The organism is Psychrosphaera saromensis (genome assembly GCF_002954545.1).
GTDB lineage: Bacteria > Pseudomonadota > Gammaproteobacteria > Enterobacterales > Alteromonadaceae > Psychrosphaera > Psychrosphaera saromensis.
Map to the genome: position 1 here is coordinate 1,808,462 of NZ_MSCH01000003.1, position 15,200 is coordinate 1,823,661.

The 15,200-nt window shown below is 38.2% G+C and carries 15 protein-coding genes; all 15 read left to right on the plus strand.

Going from position 1 to position 15,200, the window contains the following annotated elements; genetic code table 11:
• Positions 1 to 42: 42 nt before the first annotated feature.
• The 15 genes from rpsB to rnhB all read left to right on the plus strand — a co-directional run bounded on the left by rpsB (position 43) and on the right by rnhB (position 15,041).
• Positions 43 to 762 carry a 30S ribosomal protein S2 gene (rpsB, locus tag BTO11_RS08225; protein WP_105052154.1) on the plus strand — a complete coding sequence of 240 codons (720 nt, stop codon included), beginning with the start codon at positions 43 to 45 and terminating at the stop codon, positions 760 to 762.
• 126 nt (positions 763 to 888) lie between these two features.
• Positions 889 to 1,740 carry a translation elongation factor Ts gene (gene tsf / locus BTO11_RS08230; RefSeq protein WP_105052155.1) on the plus strand — a complete coding sequence of 284 codons (852 nt, stop codon included), beginning with the start codon at positions 889 to 891 and terminating at the stop codon, positions 1,738 to 1,740.
• A gap of 160 nt (positions 1,741 to 1,900) precedes the next feature.
• The gene (pyrH, locus tag BTO11_RS08235) at positions 1,901 to 2,635 is read left to right on the plus strand and encodes a UMP kinase (protein WP_105052156.1); all 735 of its coding nucleotides are present in this window, start codon (positions 1,901 to 1,903) and stop codon (positions 2,633 to 2,635) included.
• A gap of 21 nt (positions 2,636 to 2,656) precedes the next feature.
• Entirely contained in the window at positions 2,657 to 3,214 is a 558-nt protein-coding gene (gene frr / locus BTO11_RS08240) for a ribosome recycling factor (protein WP_105052157.1), read from the plus strand.
• Between the two features lie 85 nt (positions 3,215 to 3,299).
• Positions 3,300 to 4,061, plus strand: a complete 762-nt coding sequence (gene uppS / locus BTO11_RS08245; protein ID WP_105052158.1) for a polyprenyl diphosphate synthase — start codon at positions 3,300 to 3,302, stop codon at positions 4,059 to 4,061.
• Between the two features lie 26 nt (positions 4,062 to 4,087).
• On the plus strand, positions 4,088 to 4,954 hold the full coding sequence (locus tag BTO11_RS08250) for a phosphatidate cytidylyltransferase (RefSeq protein ID WP_105052159.1): 867 nt from the start codon (positions 4,088 to 4,090) through the stop codon (positions 4,952 to 4,954).
• 13 nt (positions 4,955 to 4,967) lie between these two features.
• Positions 4,968 to 6,149: a 1-deoxy-D-xylulose-5-phosphate reductoisomerase gene (gene ispC / locus BTO11_RS08255; RefSeq protein ID WP_105052160.1), complete on the plus strand. Its 1,182-nt coding sequence runs from the start codon at positions 4,968 to 4,970 to the stop codon at positions 6,147 to 6,149.
• Positions 6,150 to 6,158: 9 nt separating this feature from the next.
• Complete coding sequence (rseP, locus tag BTO11_RS08260; protein WP_105052161.1) at positions 6,159 to 7,502, plus strand: sigma E protease regulator RseP; 1,344 nt, start codon at positions 6,159 to 6,161, stop codon at positions 7,500 to 7,502.
• A gap of 51 nt (positions 7,503 to 7,553) precedes the next feature.
• Positions 7,554 to 10,022, plus strand: coding sequence for an outer membrane protein assembly factor BamA (gene bamA / locus BTO11_RS08265; RefSeq protein WP_105052162.1), 2,469 nt, complete (start codon positions 7,554 to 7,556; stop codon positions 10,020 to 10,022).
• Between the two features lie 32 nt (positions 10,023 to 10,054).
• Positions 10,055 to 10,561: an OmpH/Skp family outer membrane protein gene (locus BTO11_RS08270; RefSeq protein ID WP_181135872.1), complete on the plus strand. Its 507-nt coding sequence runs from the start codon at positions 10,055 to 10,057 to the stop codon at positions 10,559 to 10,561.
• Between the two features lie 126 nt (positions 10,562 to 10,687).
• A complete protein-coding gene (gene lpxD / locus BTO11_RS08275) occupies positions 10,688 to 11,725 on the plus strand; it encodes a UDP-3-O-(3-hydroxymyristoyl)glucosamine N-acyltransferase (protein ID WP_105052164.1) in 1,038 nt (345 codons plus the stop codon).
• A 40-nt stretch (positions 11,726 to 11,765) separates the two neighbouring features.
• Positions 11,766 to 12,230, plus strand: coding sequence for a 3-hydroxyacyl-ACP dehydratase FabZ (fabZ, locus tag BTO11_RS08280; protein ID WP_105052165.1), 465 nt, complete (start codon positions 11,766 to 11,768; stop codon positions 12,228 to 12,230).
• Positions 12,231 to 12,376: 146 nt separating this feature from the next.
• Entirely contained in the window at positions 12,377 to 13,138 is a 762-nt protein-coding gene (gene lpxA, locus BTO11_RS08285; RefSeq protein ID WP_105052166.1) for an acyl-ACP--UDP-N-acetylglucosamine O-acyltransferase, read from the plus strand.
• Positions 13,139 to 13,180: 42 nt separating this feature from the next.
• Positions 13,181 to 14,362, plus strand: a complete 1,182-nt coding sequence (gene lpxB, locus BTO11_RS08290; protein ID WP_105052167.1) for a lipid-A-disaccharide synthase — start codon at positions 13,181 to 13,183, stop codon at positions 14,360 to 14,362.
• Between the two features lie 25 nt (positions 14,363 to 14,387).
• The gene (rnhB, locus tag BTO11_RS08295; RefSeq protein ID WP_229793330.1) at positions 14,388 to 15,041 is read left to right on the plus strand and encodes a ribonuclease HII; all 654 of its coding nucleotides are present in this window, start codon (positions 14,388 to 14,390) and stop codon (positions 15,039 to 15,041) included.
• The last annotated feature ends 159 nt before the right edge of the window (positions 15,042 to 15,200 follow it).

A 15,200-nucleotide genomic window follows, 5' to 3' on the forward strand; every position in this document is an offset into this window, starting at 1 on the left:
AATGGGATATATGGAGGCCTAACCCCATTAGAGGAAATTAAAATGGCAAACGTATCAATGCGTGACATGCTACAAGCTGGCGTACACTTCGGTCACCAAACTCGTTATTGGAACCCTAAAATGAAACCTTTCATTTTCGGACCACGTAACAAAGTTCATATCATTAACTTAGAGAAAACAGTTCCAATGTTCAACGAAGCGTTGGATTTTATTAAGACTGTTGCAGCTCGTAAAGGTAAGATCTTGTTTGTTGGCACTAAGCGTGCGGCAAGCGAAGCTATCAAGGAAGCAGCTATCTCTTGTGATCAATACTACGTTAACCATCGCTGGTTAGGTGGTATGTTGACTAACTGGAAAACAGTTCGTCAATCGATCAAACGTCTTAAAGACTTAGAATCACAGTCTGACGACGGCACGTTTGAAAAGCTTACTAAAAAAGAAGCTTTAATGCGTACTCGTGAAATGATTAAGCTTGAAAAAAGCTTAGGTGGTATCAAAAACATGGGCGGGTTACCTGACGCGATCTTCTTGATCGATGCAGATAACGAGCACATCACTATTGCTGAAGCAAATAACTTGGGTATCCCAGTTATTGCTGTTGTTGATACTAACTCTAACCCAGACAATATTGATTATGTTGTTCCAGGTAACGACGATGCGATTCGTGCAATTCAACTTTATACTTCATCAGTTGCTAATACGATTAAAGAAGGTCGTAATAACAATCTTGAAGTTCAAGCTGAAGATTTTGTAGAAGCATAATAATTGTCTTAAATCATTCGTGATTTATCAAGACAATGTATAGGGTCATTAATTTGACCCTATTTTCCAAATTAATAGGTTAGTGCACTTATATAAGTGCGGTAACAACAATGTGAGGATACCCTTATGGCAGTAACTGCTGCATTAGTTAAAGAACTACGTGAACGCACTGGCGCGGGCATGATGGATTGTAAGAAAGCGTTAACTGAAACTGATGGTGACATCGAGTTAGCAATTGAAAATATGCGTAAAAATGGTCAAGCTAAAGCTGCCAAAAAAGCAGGTAACATTGCTGCTGAAGGAACAATCATTATTAAAGAAAATAATGGTGTTGCTGCGCTAGTTGAAATCAACTGTCAAACAGACTTCGTTGCAAAAGACAAAAACTTCTTAGCATTCGCTAATGCAGTTGCTGACGCTGCGATTGCTTCTACAACGACTATTGAAGCTCTTCAAGCTGAATTTGAAGAAGCTCGTGTAACTCTAGTTACAAAAATTGGTGAAAACATCAATGTTCGTCGTCTTCAATACATTGAAGGTACTGCACTAGCATCATACCGTCACGGTGATAAGATTGGTGTTGTTGTAGCTGGTGAAGCTGACGCTGAAACACTTAAGCACATTGCAATGCACGTAGCTGCAAGCAAGCCTGAGTTTGTTAACCCAAGCGACGTTCCTGCTGAAGTTGTTGAAAAAGAAAAACAAATCCAAATCGAAATCGCGATGAATGAAGGCAAGCCTGCTGAAATCGCTGAAAAAATGGTTATTGGTCGCATGAAGAAATTTACTGGTGAGGTTTCTCTTACTGGTCAAGCATTCATCATGGAACCTAAGAAAACTGTTGGCGATATCCTTAAAGAAAAAGGCGCTACAGTAACTTCATTTGTTCGTTTAGAAGTTGGTGAAGGTATCGAGAAGAAATCTGAAGATTTCGCTGCTGAAGTAGAAGCTCAAATTGCTGCTGCTAAAAAAGCATAATTTCTAAAAGAAATTGCTCTATTAAAAAAACCGCACTAATGTGCGGTTTTTTATTGACTAAATTTTATAAAATAGAAAACTAGCTTTTGTATTATCTATAAAAATCACCTAGAATACGCGGCAATTTGCACCTCTAGACAATTCATCACTCGGGAGATATATGAGCACAAAACCGGTTTACAGACGTATTTTATTAAAACTAAGTGGTGAGGCATTGTGCGGGGATGACGGTTTTGGTATCGATCCAAAAGTGTTGGACCGTATGGCTCAAGAGATAAAAGAATTAGTTGAAAAAGACGTACAAGTTGGCGTGGTACTCGGTGGTGGTAATATTTTCCGTGGAGCTCCATTGGCTGAAGCAGGAATGAATAGAGTAGTTGGCGACCATATGGGTATGTTAGCAACTGTTATGAATGGACTTGCAATGCGAGACGCGCTGCACAGAGCACATGTTAATGCTCGATTAATGTCAGCTATCCCATTAAAAGGTGTGTGTGACGATTATTCTTGGGCTGAAGGCATAAGCTTATTAAAAAGTGGCCGTGTTGTGATTTTTGCCGCAGGAACCGGTAATCCATTTTTTACAACTGACTCTGCTGCATGTTTACGCGGTATTGAAATAGAAGCTGATGTTATTTTAAAGGCGACTAAAGTTGATGGCATCTACTCAGATGATCCAGTTAAAAATCCTGATGCTGAATTATATCGTCAGCTTTCCTATGACGAAGTTATAGAAAAAGAATTAAAAGTTATGGACTTAGCCGCGTTTACACTAGCGCGCGACCATAACACTCCAATCTGTGTTTTTAATATGAATAAACCTGGTGCACTTAAACGTGTAATTTTAGGTGAAGATGAAGGCACAATTGTTTCAAATAAAGCAAAACCAGAATAAATAATCTTAAGGAATTTACTCGTGTTAAATGAAATTCAAAAAGACGCAACTGTAAGAATGGACAAGAGTATCGAATCTCTTCACTCTCAGTTAAATAAAATCCGTACTGGCCGCGCACATCCAAGTCTTTTAGATGGTATTCAGGTTTCTTATTACGGATCAGATACACCATTAAACCAACTTGCTAATGTGACGATTGAAGACTCTCGTACTTTGGCATTAACGGTTTTTGATAAGTCATTATGTCAAGCCGTAGAAAAAGCAATTATGATGTCTGACTTAGGGTTAAATCCTATGTCTGCAGGCACGGTTATTCGTATCCCATTACCTATGTTAACGGAAGAGCGTCGTCGCGATTTAGTTAAAGTTGTTAAAGGTGAAGTTGAAGGCGGACGTGTTGCAGTACGTAACATTCGTCGTGATGCGAACGGCGATATTAAATCTTTATTAAAAGATAAAGAGATTTCTGAAGATGAAGCGCGTCAATCAGAAGATGAAATTCAAAAAATCACAGATGCTAAAATGAAAGTTATTGATGGTATGTTGGCTGTGAAAGAAAAAGAGTTAATGGAAATATAAATTCATTAACGAGAATTTAAGTTAGAAAGTCAAAACGCCGTGATAATACATAACGCGGCGTTTTGTTATTTATTGAGAGAGTTAAATGGCAAAAGTTGATGTCGCAGACCAAGTGCTAGAATTCTATTCAGAATCAATACCACAACACGTAGGTATTATTATGGATGGAAATGGTCGTTGGGCACAGCAAAAAGGAATGCCAAGAGTCTACGGTCATAAGAAGGGCGTAGATGCGGTAAGAGAGGCGGTTAAATTTTCTCGTAAAGTGGGAATTAAATCGTTAACCTTGTTTGCTTTTTCAAGCGAAAATTGGAAACGACCGGAAGATGAAGTTTCAGGCTTAATGGAACTGTTCATGTTGGTATTAACTCGAGAAGTAAAAACCTTACATAAAAACAATGTTAGGTTGAAAATTGTCGGTGATCTAGATGGGTTTAGTAAATCCATTCAAGATAAAGTAGTATCAGCTCATGAGTTGACAAAAGATAACACTGGATTGATATTAAACGTAGCTGCCAACTATGGTGGACGTTGGGATATAGTTCAGGCTTCTAAGATATTAGCTGAGAAAGTTAAGTCAAATGAACTTAACTCGGGTGATATAACAGAAGAATTATTTGATAGTGTTACCTCGTTCTCAGATCAAGCTCCATTAGATTTAATGATCAGAACGGGTGGGGAAATGAGAATTAGTAACTTTTTACTGTGGCAAGCGGCCTACGCAGAGTTATATTTTACGCCGCTATATTGGCCTGATTTTAAAGATCAAACCTTTGCACAGGCTATAGAATCTTTTGCTGGAACAGAGAGACGATTTGGTCTAACTGGCGAACAAGTAAAAGATTAATTTTAATTTATTAGTAGGGTTTCAGTTTGTTAAAACAACGAATTACCACAGCCATCGTTTTGGGCGTCATCTTATTGGCTATTTTGTTCTATGTGCCAATGGAAGTATTCACTTGGTTAGCTTTAGCAATATTTGGTTATGGCGCTTATGAGTGGAGTAAATTAGCTGAAATAAAAAGTAAAGTTAATCAGCTTGTGTATTCTGCAGGTTTGATGGGCGTCGGTGGTGCTATCTACCTGCTTTATTTAGACTCTAGTTTATGGACACTCACTGGCAGTCTGACAGAAAAAAATTATAACCTGATGTTTATTGCCTGTATTTGGTGGGCGATAAGTTCAGTGCTAGTACTTATTTACCCTAGAGGCAAACGAGTATGGCAACACAATTGTATCGTAAAATCTTCATTTGGTTATTTCACTCTAATTCCAGCCTGGTTAGCGTTAGTCACTCTACGAGAATGGGATCACGCTATTAACTTCAATGCTGGTGCTTGGTTAGCTTTATTTGTTTTTGGTATTGTATGGGCTGCCGACGTAGGCGCTTATTTCTCTGGCAAACGTTTTGGTGCACGTAAGTTGATGCCAAATGTTAGTCCAGGTAAAACCATTGAAGGCTTTATTGGCGGTATTGTTGCTGTTGTGATCTTAACGTTAGTCGTTTTGTGGAACCAAAATGTGTCTTTTGAAAATTGGCCTGTGATGATCATTTGTTGTGTTGTCATTGGTGTTATTTCAGCGTTTGGGGACTTAAGCGAAAGCATGTTGAAACGCGATGCAGGGATAAAAGACAGTGGGAATATTTTCCCAGGCCATGGTGGTTTACTGGATAGAATTGATTCATTAACTGCAGCTATGCCTGTGTTTTTGGTCTTTTTTACTCACTACTACAATTAATCGTTCCTCGTATATGCAAACCATTACGATACTAGGTGCTACTGGCTCAATCGGTTTATCAACACTGGATGTTATAAAAAGACATCCCGATAAATTTGATCTCTATGCCATTACAGGTAATACAAATGTATTAGGCATGATTGAATTGTGTCAGCAATATAAACCTAGTATTGCCGTTATGGCTGATGAAAAAAGCGCTCAGCAATTACATGAACAATTAAAAACGTTAGGCTCTAATGTCGACGTGTTATCTGGAACTGACGGTTTATTACAAGTTTGCTCAGAGCCAAAAGTGACCACCGTAATGGCGGCCATTGTTGGTGGGGCAGGCTTACAGCCTACTTTAACCGCAGCAAAACATTCCAAACGTATATTATTAGCAAACAAAGAAGCTCTGGTAATGAGTGGCGATTTATTTTTATCAGCGGTAGCTGAAAGTAATGCCATCCTGTTGCCAGTAGATAGCGAACATAACGCAATCTTCCAAGCTATGCCGTCAAGTGTTCAATCCGGCGGTGCATTAGTTGATGCTGGTGTTGAGAAGATACTCTTAACTGGCTCAGGTGGACCTTTCTTAACTAAGCAGTTAAACGAATTCTCTCAAATTACACCTGAAATGGCGGTTGCTCACCCTAATTGGAGTATGGGGGCCAAAATCTCAGTTGATTCCGCTACCATGATGAACAAAGGTTTAGAGTTCATTGAAGCTAAGTTATTGTTTAATGCGAGCTTTGAACAGATTGATGTTGTGATACATCCACAAAGTATTATTCATTCAATGGTGAGTTACTCTGATGGTTCTGTGTTGGCGCAAATGGGCCAACCTGATATGCGCATTCCAATTGCCCACACTTTGTCTTTTCCTGAACGAATTGAGTCTGGTGTTAAACCTTTAGATTTTACACAATTGGCTGACTTTAGTTTCTGCGCTCCCGATTTCTCTCGTTTCCCTAATTTAGGATTAGCATTAGAGGCATCAAAAGTCGGACAAGGCGCCACCACGGTTTTAAATGCGAGTAATGAAATAGCAGTCGCACACTTTTTAAATCGAAAAATATCATTTAACAATATCGCAACACTAAATGAATTATGTTTAGAGCAGTTAGGCTCATCTAGCCCGATAACGTTAGACGATATATTAGAATTAGATCAACAAACTAGAGAAGTCGCACTCGGCTTGATCTCCCAATTATAGAGGTTATTTTTGACAGGCTTTATCTGGAATCTATTTAGTTTTATCTTAGCATTAGGTATTTTGGTATTCATTCACGAATATGGCCATTACTGGGTTGCTAAGAAAAACGGCATCAAGGTATTAAAATTTGCAGTTGGATTTGGTAAGCCAATTTATACCTGGCGTAACAAGTCTGGCACTGACTTTGTGGTGGGCATTATTCCATTAGGTGGTTACGTTCGTATGTTAGACGAGCGTATTGATGAAGTATTACCGCAAGATAAGCTAACTGCTTTTAATAATAAAACCGTATTAGAAAGAATCGCTGTTATCGCCGCAGGGCCTATGGCCAATTTCATTTTTGCCATTGTGGTTTTGTTTGCTGTATTTATGATGGGTGGCAAAGCCGTAAAACCTGTTGTTGGCAAAGTTGATGAATCGTCTATTGCTGCAAATTCAGGTGTTATGGCCAATGATGTTATTTTATCGATTGATGGACAAGAGACATCAAGTTGGGAAAGTGCAAATTTCGCATTAATTGAACAAGTTGGAAAAGAGTCGTTTGACTTAATAGTTGAACGAAACAACGACCAGACAAATTTATTAGTTAAAGCTAATGGTTGGGGAATTGAAGATGGACAAGTTCTAAAAGGGCTTGGAATTCAACCTTACAGACCAACACCTTTGCTAACACTTGCTCTTATTGCTGAAGGCTCTCCAGCTCAAGTTGGTGGCTTGCTAGTGCATGATAAATTATTGTCAATCAACGGGATAGCTTTATCAGGATGGCAAGAAGCAACTGAAATAATAGCTAGCAACGCAGAAAAAGCGATGACGGTTATTATTGATAGAAATGGACAAAATTTAACCTTAAGTATTACACCAGAGAATAGACCAACAAAAGATGGATTTAGCCAAGGTTATTTAGGCGTTGCACCTGATGTAGAGAATTGGCCAAAAGGCTATGTATTTGATGTTCAATATGGTATTTTTCCTGCATTGAAAAAATCAGTTGAACAGACTTGGTTATTTATTAGCCTAACTTTTCAAATGGTTGGAAAATTAGTTACTGGTGATATTGGATTAAACAACTTAAGTGGTCCGATTTCAATTGCTCAAGGTGCTGGACAAAGCGCTGAGAGTGGCTTAGTTAACTTTCTTAAATTTCTTGCATTAATTAGTATAAATCTAGGTGTCGTCAATCTTTTACCATTACCTGTATTGGACGGTGGGCACTTAATGTATTTTATTATTGAACTAATTCGCGGTAAACCTGTCTCTGAGAGGGTGCAAGAAATGGGCTTCAAAATCGGAGCATTTATATTAATGATGATAATGGGTATCGCCATTATTAATGATTTTGGTCGGTTGTAAACTTACTTAATTTGGCCTGTTGTAGTCAGTAGTATTGGAATTTATAAAATAATGAAACACATCGTAGTTAGTATTGTCCTTTTTTCTGTGAGTTGGTTTACCTCGGCAAATAGTCAAAATTTTAAAGTTCAAGATATTCAAATAACAGGTTTACAACGCGTTGCCTTAGGTGCCGCGTTAACCAATGTTCCTTTTTCTGTTGGTGATCAAGTTTCTGAATATGTGATTAGTCAATCTATTAAAGCCTTATTTAAGTCAGGTTACTTTTCTGATGTAAAGGTTTTCCGTAATGGTGATACTGTAATTTATCTTGTAACCGAGCGCCCAACGATTAGTGAAATAGAGTTTGAGGGCAATAGCGATATAAAAGATGAGCAACTGCAATCGAGTTTAGATGACAGTAATATTCGCATTGGTGAATCATTAGATAGAACCATAATTAGTAATATTGAAACTGGCCTGACAGACTTTTATCACAGCGTTGGTAAATATAATGCAACAGTTGAAGCTAAAATAACTTACCTACCAAGAAACCGTGTACGTCTTAATTTTGATTTTGAAGAAGGCGACGCTGCAAAAATTAAACAAATTAATATCGTAGGTAATAAAGTATTTACTGACGAAGAGCTGTTAACAAAAATTGAATCTAAATTTAATTTAGATTGGTGGCAGTTCACTTCCAACGACAGGTATCAAAAACAAGCTTTACAAGGTGATATTGAAATCATTCGTGATCATTATTTAGCTCGAGGTTACTTGAAGTTCGATATTGAATCTACACAAGTCTCGGTAGACCCAAATAAAGAAGCGGTTTATATCACATTTAACGTGGACGAAGATGAACCATATACAGTGACTGGTTTTGAGTTTATTGGTGATTTACTTGGGCAGGAAGAGTTTTTAACTAAAATAGTGCCTATTCAAGTTAACGAGTTATATGACGGTGATGTGATCACTTATACCGAAGAAATGATCACTCGATACTTATCTCGTTTTGGCTATGCCAACGCTAAAGTTCAAACTATCCCAGATTTAAATGAAGAAACCAAAGAAGTTGCACTAACTATTTCCGTTGACCCAGGCAAACGTGTTTATGTTAAACGTATAACGTTTGAAGGCAACTTTGGTACATCAGATGAAGTCTTAAGACGTGAACTACGTCAGTTTGAAGGTTCAACCTTATCTAATGATTTACTTGAAGCATCTAAAAGTTACCTACAAAGATTAAAATATATTGAGACTGTTGATTTTATTGTTAACGAAATACCAGGTGTCGATGATGGTGTAAATGTCGTATTTAAGATAAAAGAACAACCATCAGGCTCATTCCAGGCTGGTATATCATATGGTGACTATACTGGACTTGCGTTTAATGCAGCCATACAACAAGATAATTTCTTGGGTATGGGTAACCAAATTGGTCTATCAGTTAATACGTGGACGGCGCAACAAACCATTTCATTAAATTATACAGATAATTACTTTACAGATGATGGTGTGAGTTTAGGTGGTCAAATTTCTTTCAGTAATTATGATGCTTCCAAAGTAAACTTAGTTTCATATTCACAGAAAAAAGTCGTAGTTGGACCAACCTTAAGTTGGCCTGTAATGGAAAATAATCGTATTAATGTCGGATTGTATTATAACAACCTAGAGTTATCCCAATTGCAGCCTTATGACCAAATTAAAACATTCTCTGATTCATTTTTAGACCCGAATAACCCAGATGCTAAATTTAAATTTGAAAATGTAGAAGCAAGTCTTGGTTGGAGCCGCTCTACACTTAACCGTGGCGTATTTCCATCAGATGGTTCAAGTCAATATCTAGGTATGAAAGCGTCTATACCAGGTTCAGATGTTCAATACTATAAAATTAACTTTGACTCTAAATTTTACTTTCCACTCAGTCAAAGCCATAAGTGGACTTTCTTAACGCGTTTAGAAATGAACTATGGTAACGGTTATGGCAAGTTAGATGGTAATGATCAAACACTGCCATTTTGGGAAAATATGCAACAACGTTCAACAGATTTGCGAGGATTTGAAAGTAATACTATTGGCCCTAAAGGTATAATTAGAACCAAAAGTCGTGTTGCTGGCGGACCTGATGCGTTCGGTGGTACAAGTACTGTTGTGCTTGGTGATGATTTTGATACTATAGCTACGACATATCGTGCAACTGGCGGTAATGCCTCATTCTTTGGTGGTTTAGAGCTAATAACTCCAACACCATTTTTGAGTGATGAGTTTTCAAATTCAGTAAGAACGTCATTCTTCGTTGATGCGGGGAATGTATGGGACACTGAGTTCGATTTGGATAATTATTCTAATTTATCTGACTCGCAACAAAATGTATTAACCGATTATTCTGACCCTGGGACTTATAGATCGTCAGCTGGGATGTCAATACAATGGTTATCCCCAATGGGACCTATGGTCTTTACTTGGTCTAAACCAATTAAACAATATGACGGTGATGAACACGAATTTTTCAGCTTTAACATTGGAACCACTTTTTAATTAAAGGTCCTACAATATTTATGGAGTATAAAATGACAATAACAAAAAAAGCTTTATTAGGATTAGTTGCAGGTATTTTCTTTTCGGCCTCAGCGTTCGCTGAAACAATGGCTGTGGTAAATATGCAATTAGTAGCAAGCAAAATTCCACAAACTGCGGCAATGCAACAAACATTGACTAATGAATTTGCTGGTGCGACTGAAGAAATTCAAAAGCTTGAAAGTGATATTAAATTCAACATGGAAAAGTTCCAACGTGAATCTATGACAATGAGTGATGAGCAAAAAACAACTTTACGTACTCAAGTTGAAGAATTACAGAAAGCATATCAAGCTAAAGCACAGCCATTAGAGCAACAAATACGTCGTCGTCAAACGGAAGAACGTAATAAGATTTTCGCTCTAATTCAACAAGCTATCTCTGCTGTTGCAGCAGAAGATAAGATAGATGTTGTATTAAATGCACAAAGCTTAGCATTTGCTAAACCTGAATTAGATATTTCAGAAAAAGTAGCTGCGAAAGTTAGTAAATTAAATTAATCTAACTTTAATTTAAAAAGTACATTTTAAAACCCACTATAGCTCTATAGTGGGTTTTTTTAATTTATACAGCATACTAAATCAATTAGAGTATTATATTGCCCGTTGAGCATTAGAGGAGCGTTTATGTCATATCAGTTACAACAACTCGCAAAAAAAATTACAGAGCTTTCAGGTATTACCGTGGAGATTGTTGGAGACCCAACAACAAACATAGATAAAATCTCGACTATAGATAAAGCGGGTAGCAAAGACATTACATTTTTAGCAAATGCTAAATACAAAAAACACCTAGAGAATTGCTCAGCAGGTGCTGTGATCCTTGCAGAGAGTGAACTCGATGCATGGTCAGGCTCTGCATTAGTTATGTCAAATCCATACGTGGGTTTTGCGGTCGTTGCACAGGTTTTGGATAATACGCCACAACAGCCAATGAATATTCATCCATCCGCGGTGGTTTCTTCTACCGCTAAAGTGTCTAAGAATTGTTCGATTGCAGCTAATGCTGTGGTTGAAGATGATGCGGTTATTGGTGAAAACGTACAGATCGGAGCAGGTTGCTTTGTCGGTCGGGGTACAATGCTCGGCGATAACTCAAGAGTGTGGCCAAATACTACGATTTATCACGGTGTTACATTAGGTAAAAACTGTACCGTACATTCCAATAGTGTAATAGGTGCAGACGGTTTTGGATACGCTCCACAGTCAATTGATGGCGACCAGCATTGGATTAAAATCCCTCAGCTAGGTGGCGTCACTATTGGTGACAATACCGAAATCGGAGCCTCAACAACAATTGACCGTGGTGCAATTGACGATACAGTTATTGGTCAAGGTGTGATCATAGATAACCAAATTCAGATTGGTCACAACGTATCAATTGGTGATTACACCGCAATTGCTGCGGGCACTATGATAGCGGGTAGCACTAAAATTGGTCGTAATGTGACTATAGGTGGCGTTTGCGCTATCAGTGGTCACCTTACCATTGTCGATAAAGCGTTTATCACAGGTAGAAGCTTTGTTATGAAAGATATTAAAGAAGTTGGGGTTTATTCTTCAGGAATGCCGGCAACAACAAATAAAGAATGGCGCAATAATACGGCTCGATACAGAAAACTCACTGAGTTATTTGACCGAGTTAAAAAATTAGAAAATAAGTAATGTGGTCAGAATGCCTGAGCACATATAAAAGGAGATTGCCTTGTCTGAGCAACTAAATTCGTTTGAAATTGAAGAAATAATGTCTTATCTACCACATAGATATCCTATGTTGTTAATAGATAGAGTATTGGATTATAAAGTTGGCGAGACGCTACACGCAATCAAAAATGTAACGGCTAATGAACCTATCTTTACCGGACATTTTCCAGGCAGACCTGTATTTCCAGGTGTTTTAATACTAGAAGCTATGGCTCAAGCAACTGGTTTGTTAGGGTTTAAAACCATTGAAGCTCAAAAAGGTGAAGTTGATCCAAACGAATTGTACTTATTTGCTGCAATCGACAAAGCTCGTTTCAAGCAGCCTGTAGTACCTGGCGACCAAATTCACTTCCACGTGAAGTTTATAAAAGAGCGTCGAGGTATTTGGAAATTCAGCGGGGAAGCGTTTGTTGATGGCAAATTAGCGGCTTGTGCTGAAATCATGTGTGCTCGCAGAGTATTGTAAATAAACGTTCTGTTAAGAAAATTAATAAAATAGGTAAACTCCCAGTTTACCTATGCTAATTTTACGTTAGAATATAACGAATTGATAAAAAATAGTTTTATCAATTGTTTGTGAATAACTAACAGTTGAGAAGTTGAGAGTATAATTTGATCCACGAATCTGCGATTGTATCCCCCAGTGCCAAGTTAGGCAAAAACGTTTCTATTGGACCATGGTCATATATAGGCGATGATGTAGTGATAGGCGATAACACAGTTATCCACTCTCATGTTGTGGTTAAAGGCCCTTCAATCATTGGTAAAAACAACCAAATTTTTCAATTCTCTTCCGTGGGAGAAGATTGTCAGGATAAAAAATATAATGGCGAACCTACTCGATTAGAGATAGGCGACAATAATATTATTCGTGAAAACGTGACTATTCATCGCGGCACTATCCAAGACCAAAGTTTAACTAAAATCGGCAGCAATAACTTGCTCATGGCTTATGTACATATTGCCCATGATTGTATGGTTGGCGATAATACTATTTTTGCTAATAATGCGAGCATTGCCGGACATGTACATGTTGGTGATTGGGCAATATTAGGCGGTATGGTTGGTGTTCATCAATTTTGTCATATAGGTGCTCATAGTTTTTGCGGCTTAAATTCTATGGTAGTTAAAGATGTGCCTCCTTATGTTTTAGCGTCTGGCCAAAGTGCCAAGCCTCACGGAATAAATTCCGAAGGTCTTAAGCGTAGAGGTTTCTCTTCAGAAGATATACTTGCGATTAAACGTGCTTACAAAGAGTTATACCGTAAAGGAAACTCTGTAGATGAAGCATTAGCGAATATACCAGATGCAAGCGAAGCTATTACGGCATTAAAACAATTTATAATCGACTCGCCACGAGGCATCATACGTTAATTAAATAGCCTAGTTATAAACTGGGCCTATCAAAGAGCAAGTATGAAACAAATAAAAATAGCAATTATTGCCGGAGAGCATTCGGGTGATATTTTAGGCGCTGACTTAATGTCGGCGCTTTTGGATCTTGCCAAACAACAAAACCAAGAAACGTCTATTGTATTTAAAGGCGTTGCAGGTCCTAAAATGATGGACTTAGGTTGCGAGACTCTATTCGACATGGAAGAACTTGCCGTTATGGGCATAGTCGAAATATTAAAACGTCTGCCACGATTATTAAAAAAACGTAAACAATTGGTATTAGACTTACTAGATTGGCAGCCTGATGTTGTTATTGGTATCGACGCGCCAGAATTTAATATAGGTTTGGAACTCGCCTTAAAACAGCATGGCATTCCAACAGTGCATTATGTTAGCCCATCAGTTTGGGCATGGCGTCAATCGCGAATCCATAAAATCAAAAAAGCCTGCGACAAAGTATTAGCTTTATTGCCATTTGAAAAACAGTTTTACGATGATCATAATATGCCGTGTGACTTTGTTGGTCACACCATGGCAGACCAAGTACCGCTAGAAGATCAACAACAGACATATCGCGAAGAACTCGGGTTATCGGTCGACGATAAAGTACTCGGTGTGTTACCGGGCAGCCGTGGCTCTGAAATCAAACTATTGTTACGTCCGTTTTTAGACGCAGCGCGAGAACTCAAACAACAAATTCCAGCGCTTAAAATATTAGTGCCTGCGGTTAATGAAAACCGTGGCGTGCTTATTGGTAATATCATTAATGCAGAGTACGCAGACTTAAACGTAACCCTGTCCATTGCTAACGCAAGAGCGGTAATGGCTGCATCCGATGCCGTGTTATTAGCATCTGGAACTGCAACGCTTGAAACCATGTTAATGAAAACACCTATGGTGGCAGGTTATAAAGTAGGTTGGTTAAGTTACCAAATATTCAGTCGAATGATAAAAACGCCGTACTTCACATTACCTAATTTATTAGCACAAAAGATGATAGTGCCTGAGTTAATTCAAAATGACTTAACCACAGACAATATTATAAAACACATAAAACCTATGTTGTGGGAACCTCAAACGACATTAAAACAAACGTTTACCGACATTCATCAATCTATCAAACGAGATGCCAGTAAACGAGCTGCAGATTCTATATGGCAGTTAATCGATCATAAGAAGCCAGTTAATGACTCAAGCAAATAAAGGGGCTGAAGCATTGGTTAAAACAATGGATAAAACAGCGGCTAAAGCTGTAACTAAAACAACGACAAAAAAAGCAGAGAAAATATTTCCTGAATATATTTACCCAGACTACCAATTAATTGCAGGCGTTGATGAGGTTGGTCGAGGTCCTTTAGTTGGAGCCGTTGTTACTGCTGCTGTGATATTAGATCCCAATAACCCTATCGAAGGATTAACGGACTCGAAAAAATTAACTGAGAAAAAGCGTGAGTCTTTGTCGATAGAGATTAAAGAAAAGGCGCTAGCTTGGTCTATCGCTAGAGCTGATGCACACGAAGTTGACGAACTTAATATCCTACACGCTACTATGCTAGCTATGACTCGTGCGATAGCGCGTTTACCGATTCAACCTGAGTTTGTATTAATCGATGGTAATCGTTGTCCTGAATTACCTATGCCGTCTGAAGCTCTGGTAAAAGGCGACTTACGAGTTGCTGAAATTAGCGCCGCGTCTATTTTAGCTAAGGTGCACAGAGATAACGAGATGAAAGAACTCGATTTAGTTTACCCAGAATTTGGTTTTGCCAAACATAAAGGTTATCCAACAAAATTACATTTTGAAATGCTTGCTAAATACGGTCCAACCCCTCAACATAGACAATCATTTAAACCTGTTAAAGATGCACTTGGTTTAAAATAATTATTGCAGCACTATTACAGTGTCAGCGCCGTACTATTGCAGTATGGAGCAGTGCTAGCGGCGTTAATATCAGCTACATAGAGTCTAAATAGCACTTAGAACAGCAGCTAAATTTAAGTAATACCGTCACTAAATTGTGACCAATAACAGTGATAACTA

Excerpts from the sequence above, each read along its gene's own strand:
- rpsB (WP_105052154.1), top strand. The coding sequence starts at position 43 with ATGGCAAACGTATCAATGCGTGACATGCTACAAGCTGGCGTACACTTC.
- tsf (WP_105052155.1), top strand. The coding sequence starts at position 889 with ATGGCAGTAACTGCTGCATTAGTTAAAGAACTACGTGAACGCACTGGC.
- pyrH (WP_105052156.1), top strand. The coding sequence starts at position 1,901 with ATGAGCACAAAACCGGTTTACAGACGTATTTTATTAAAACTAAGTGGT.
- uppS (WP_105052158.1), top strand. The coding sequence starts at position 3,300 with ATGGCAAAAGTTGATGTCGCAGACCAAGTGCTAGAATTCTATTCAGAA.
- ispC (WP_105052160.1), top strand. The coding sequence starts at position 4,968 with ATGCAAACCATTACGATACTAGGTGCTACTGGCTCAATCGGTTTATCA.
- bamA (WP_105052162.1), top strand. The coding sequence starts at position 7,554 with ATGAAACACATCGTAGTTAGTATTGTCCTTTTTTCTGTGAGTTGGTTT.
- BTO11_RS08270 (WP_181135872.1), top strand. The coding sequence starts at position 10,055 with ATGACAATAACAAAAAAAGCTTTATTAGGATTAGTTGCAGGTATTTTC.
- lpxD (WP_105052164.1), top strand. The coding sequence starts at position 10,688 with ATGTCATATCAGTTACAACAACTCGCAAAAAAAATTACAGAGCTTTCA.
- lpxB (WP_105052167.1), top strand. The coding sequence starts at position 13,181 with ATGAAACAAATAAAAATAGCAATTATTGCCGGAGAGCATTCGGGTGAT.
- rnhB (WP_229793330.1), top strand. The coding sequence starts at position 14,388 with ATGGATAAAACAGCGGCTAAAGCTGTAACTAAAACAACGACAAAAAAA.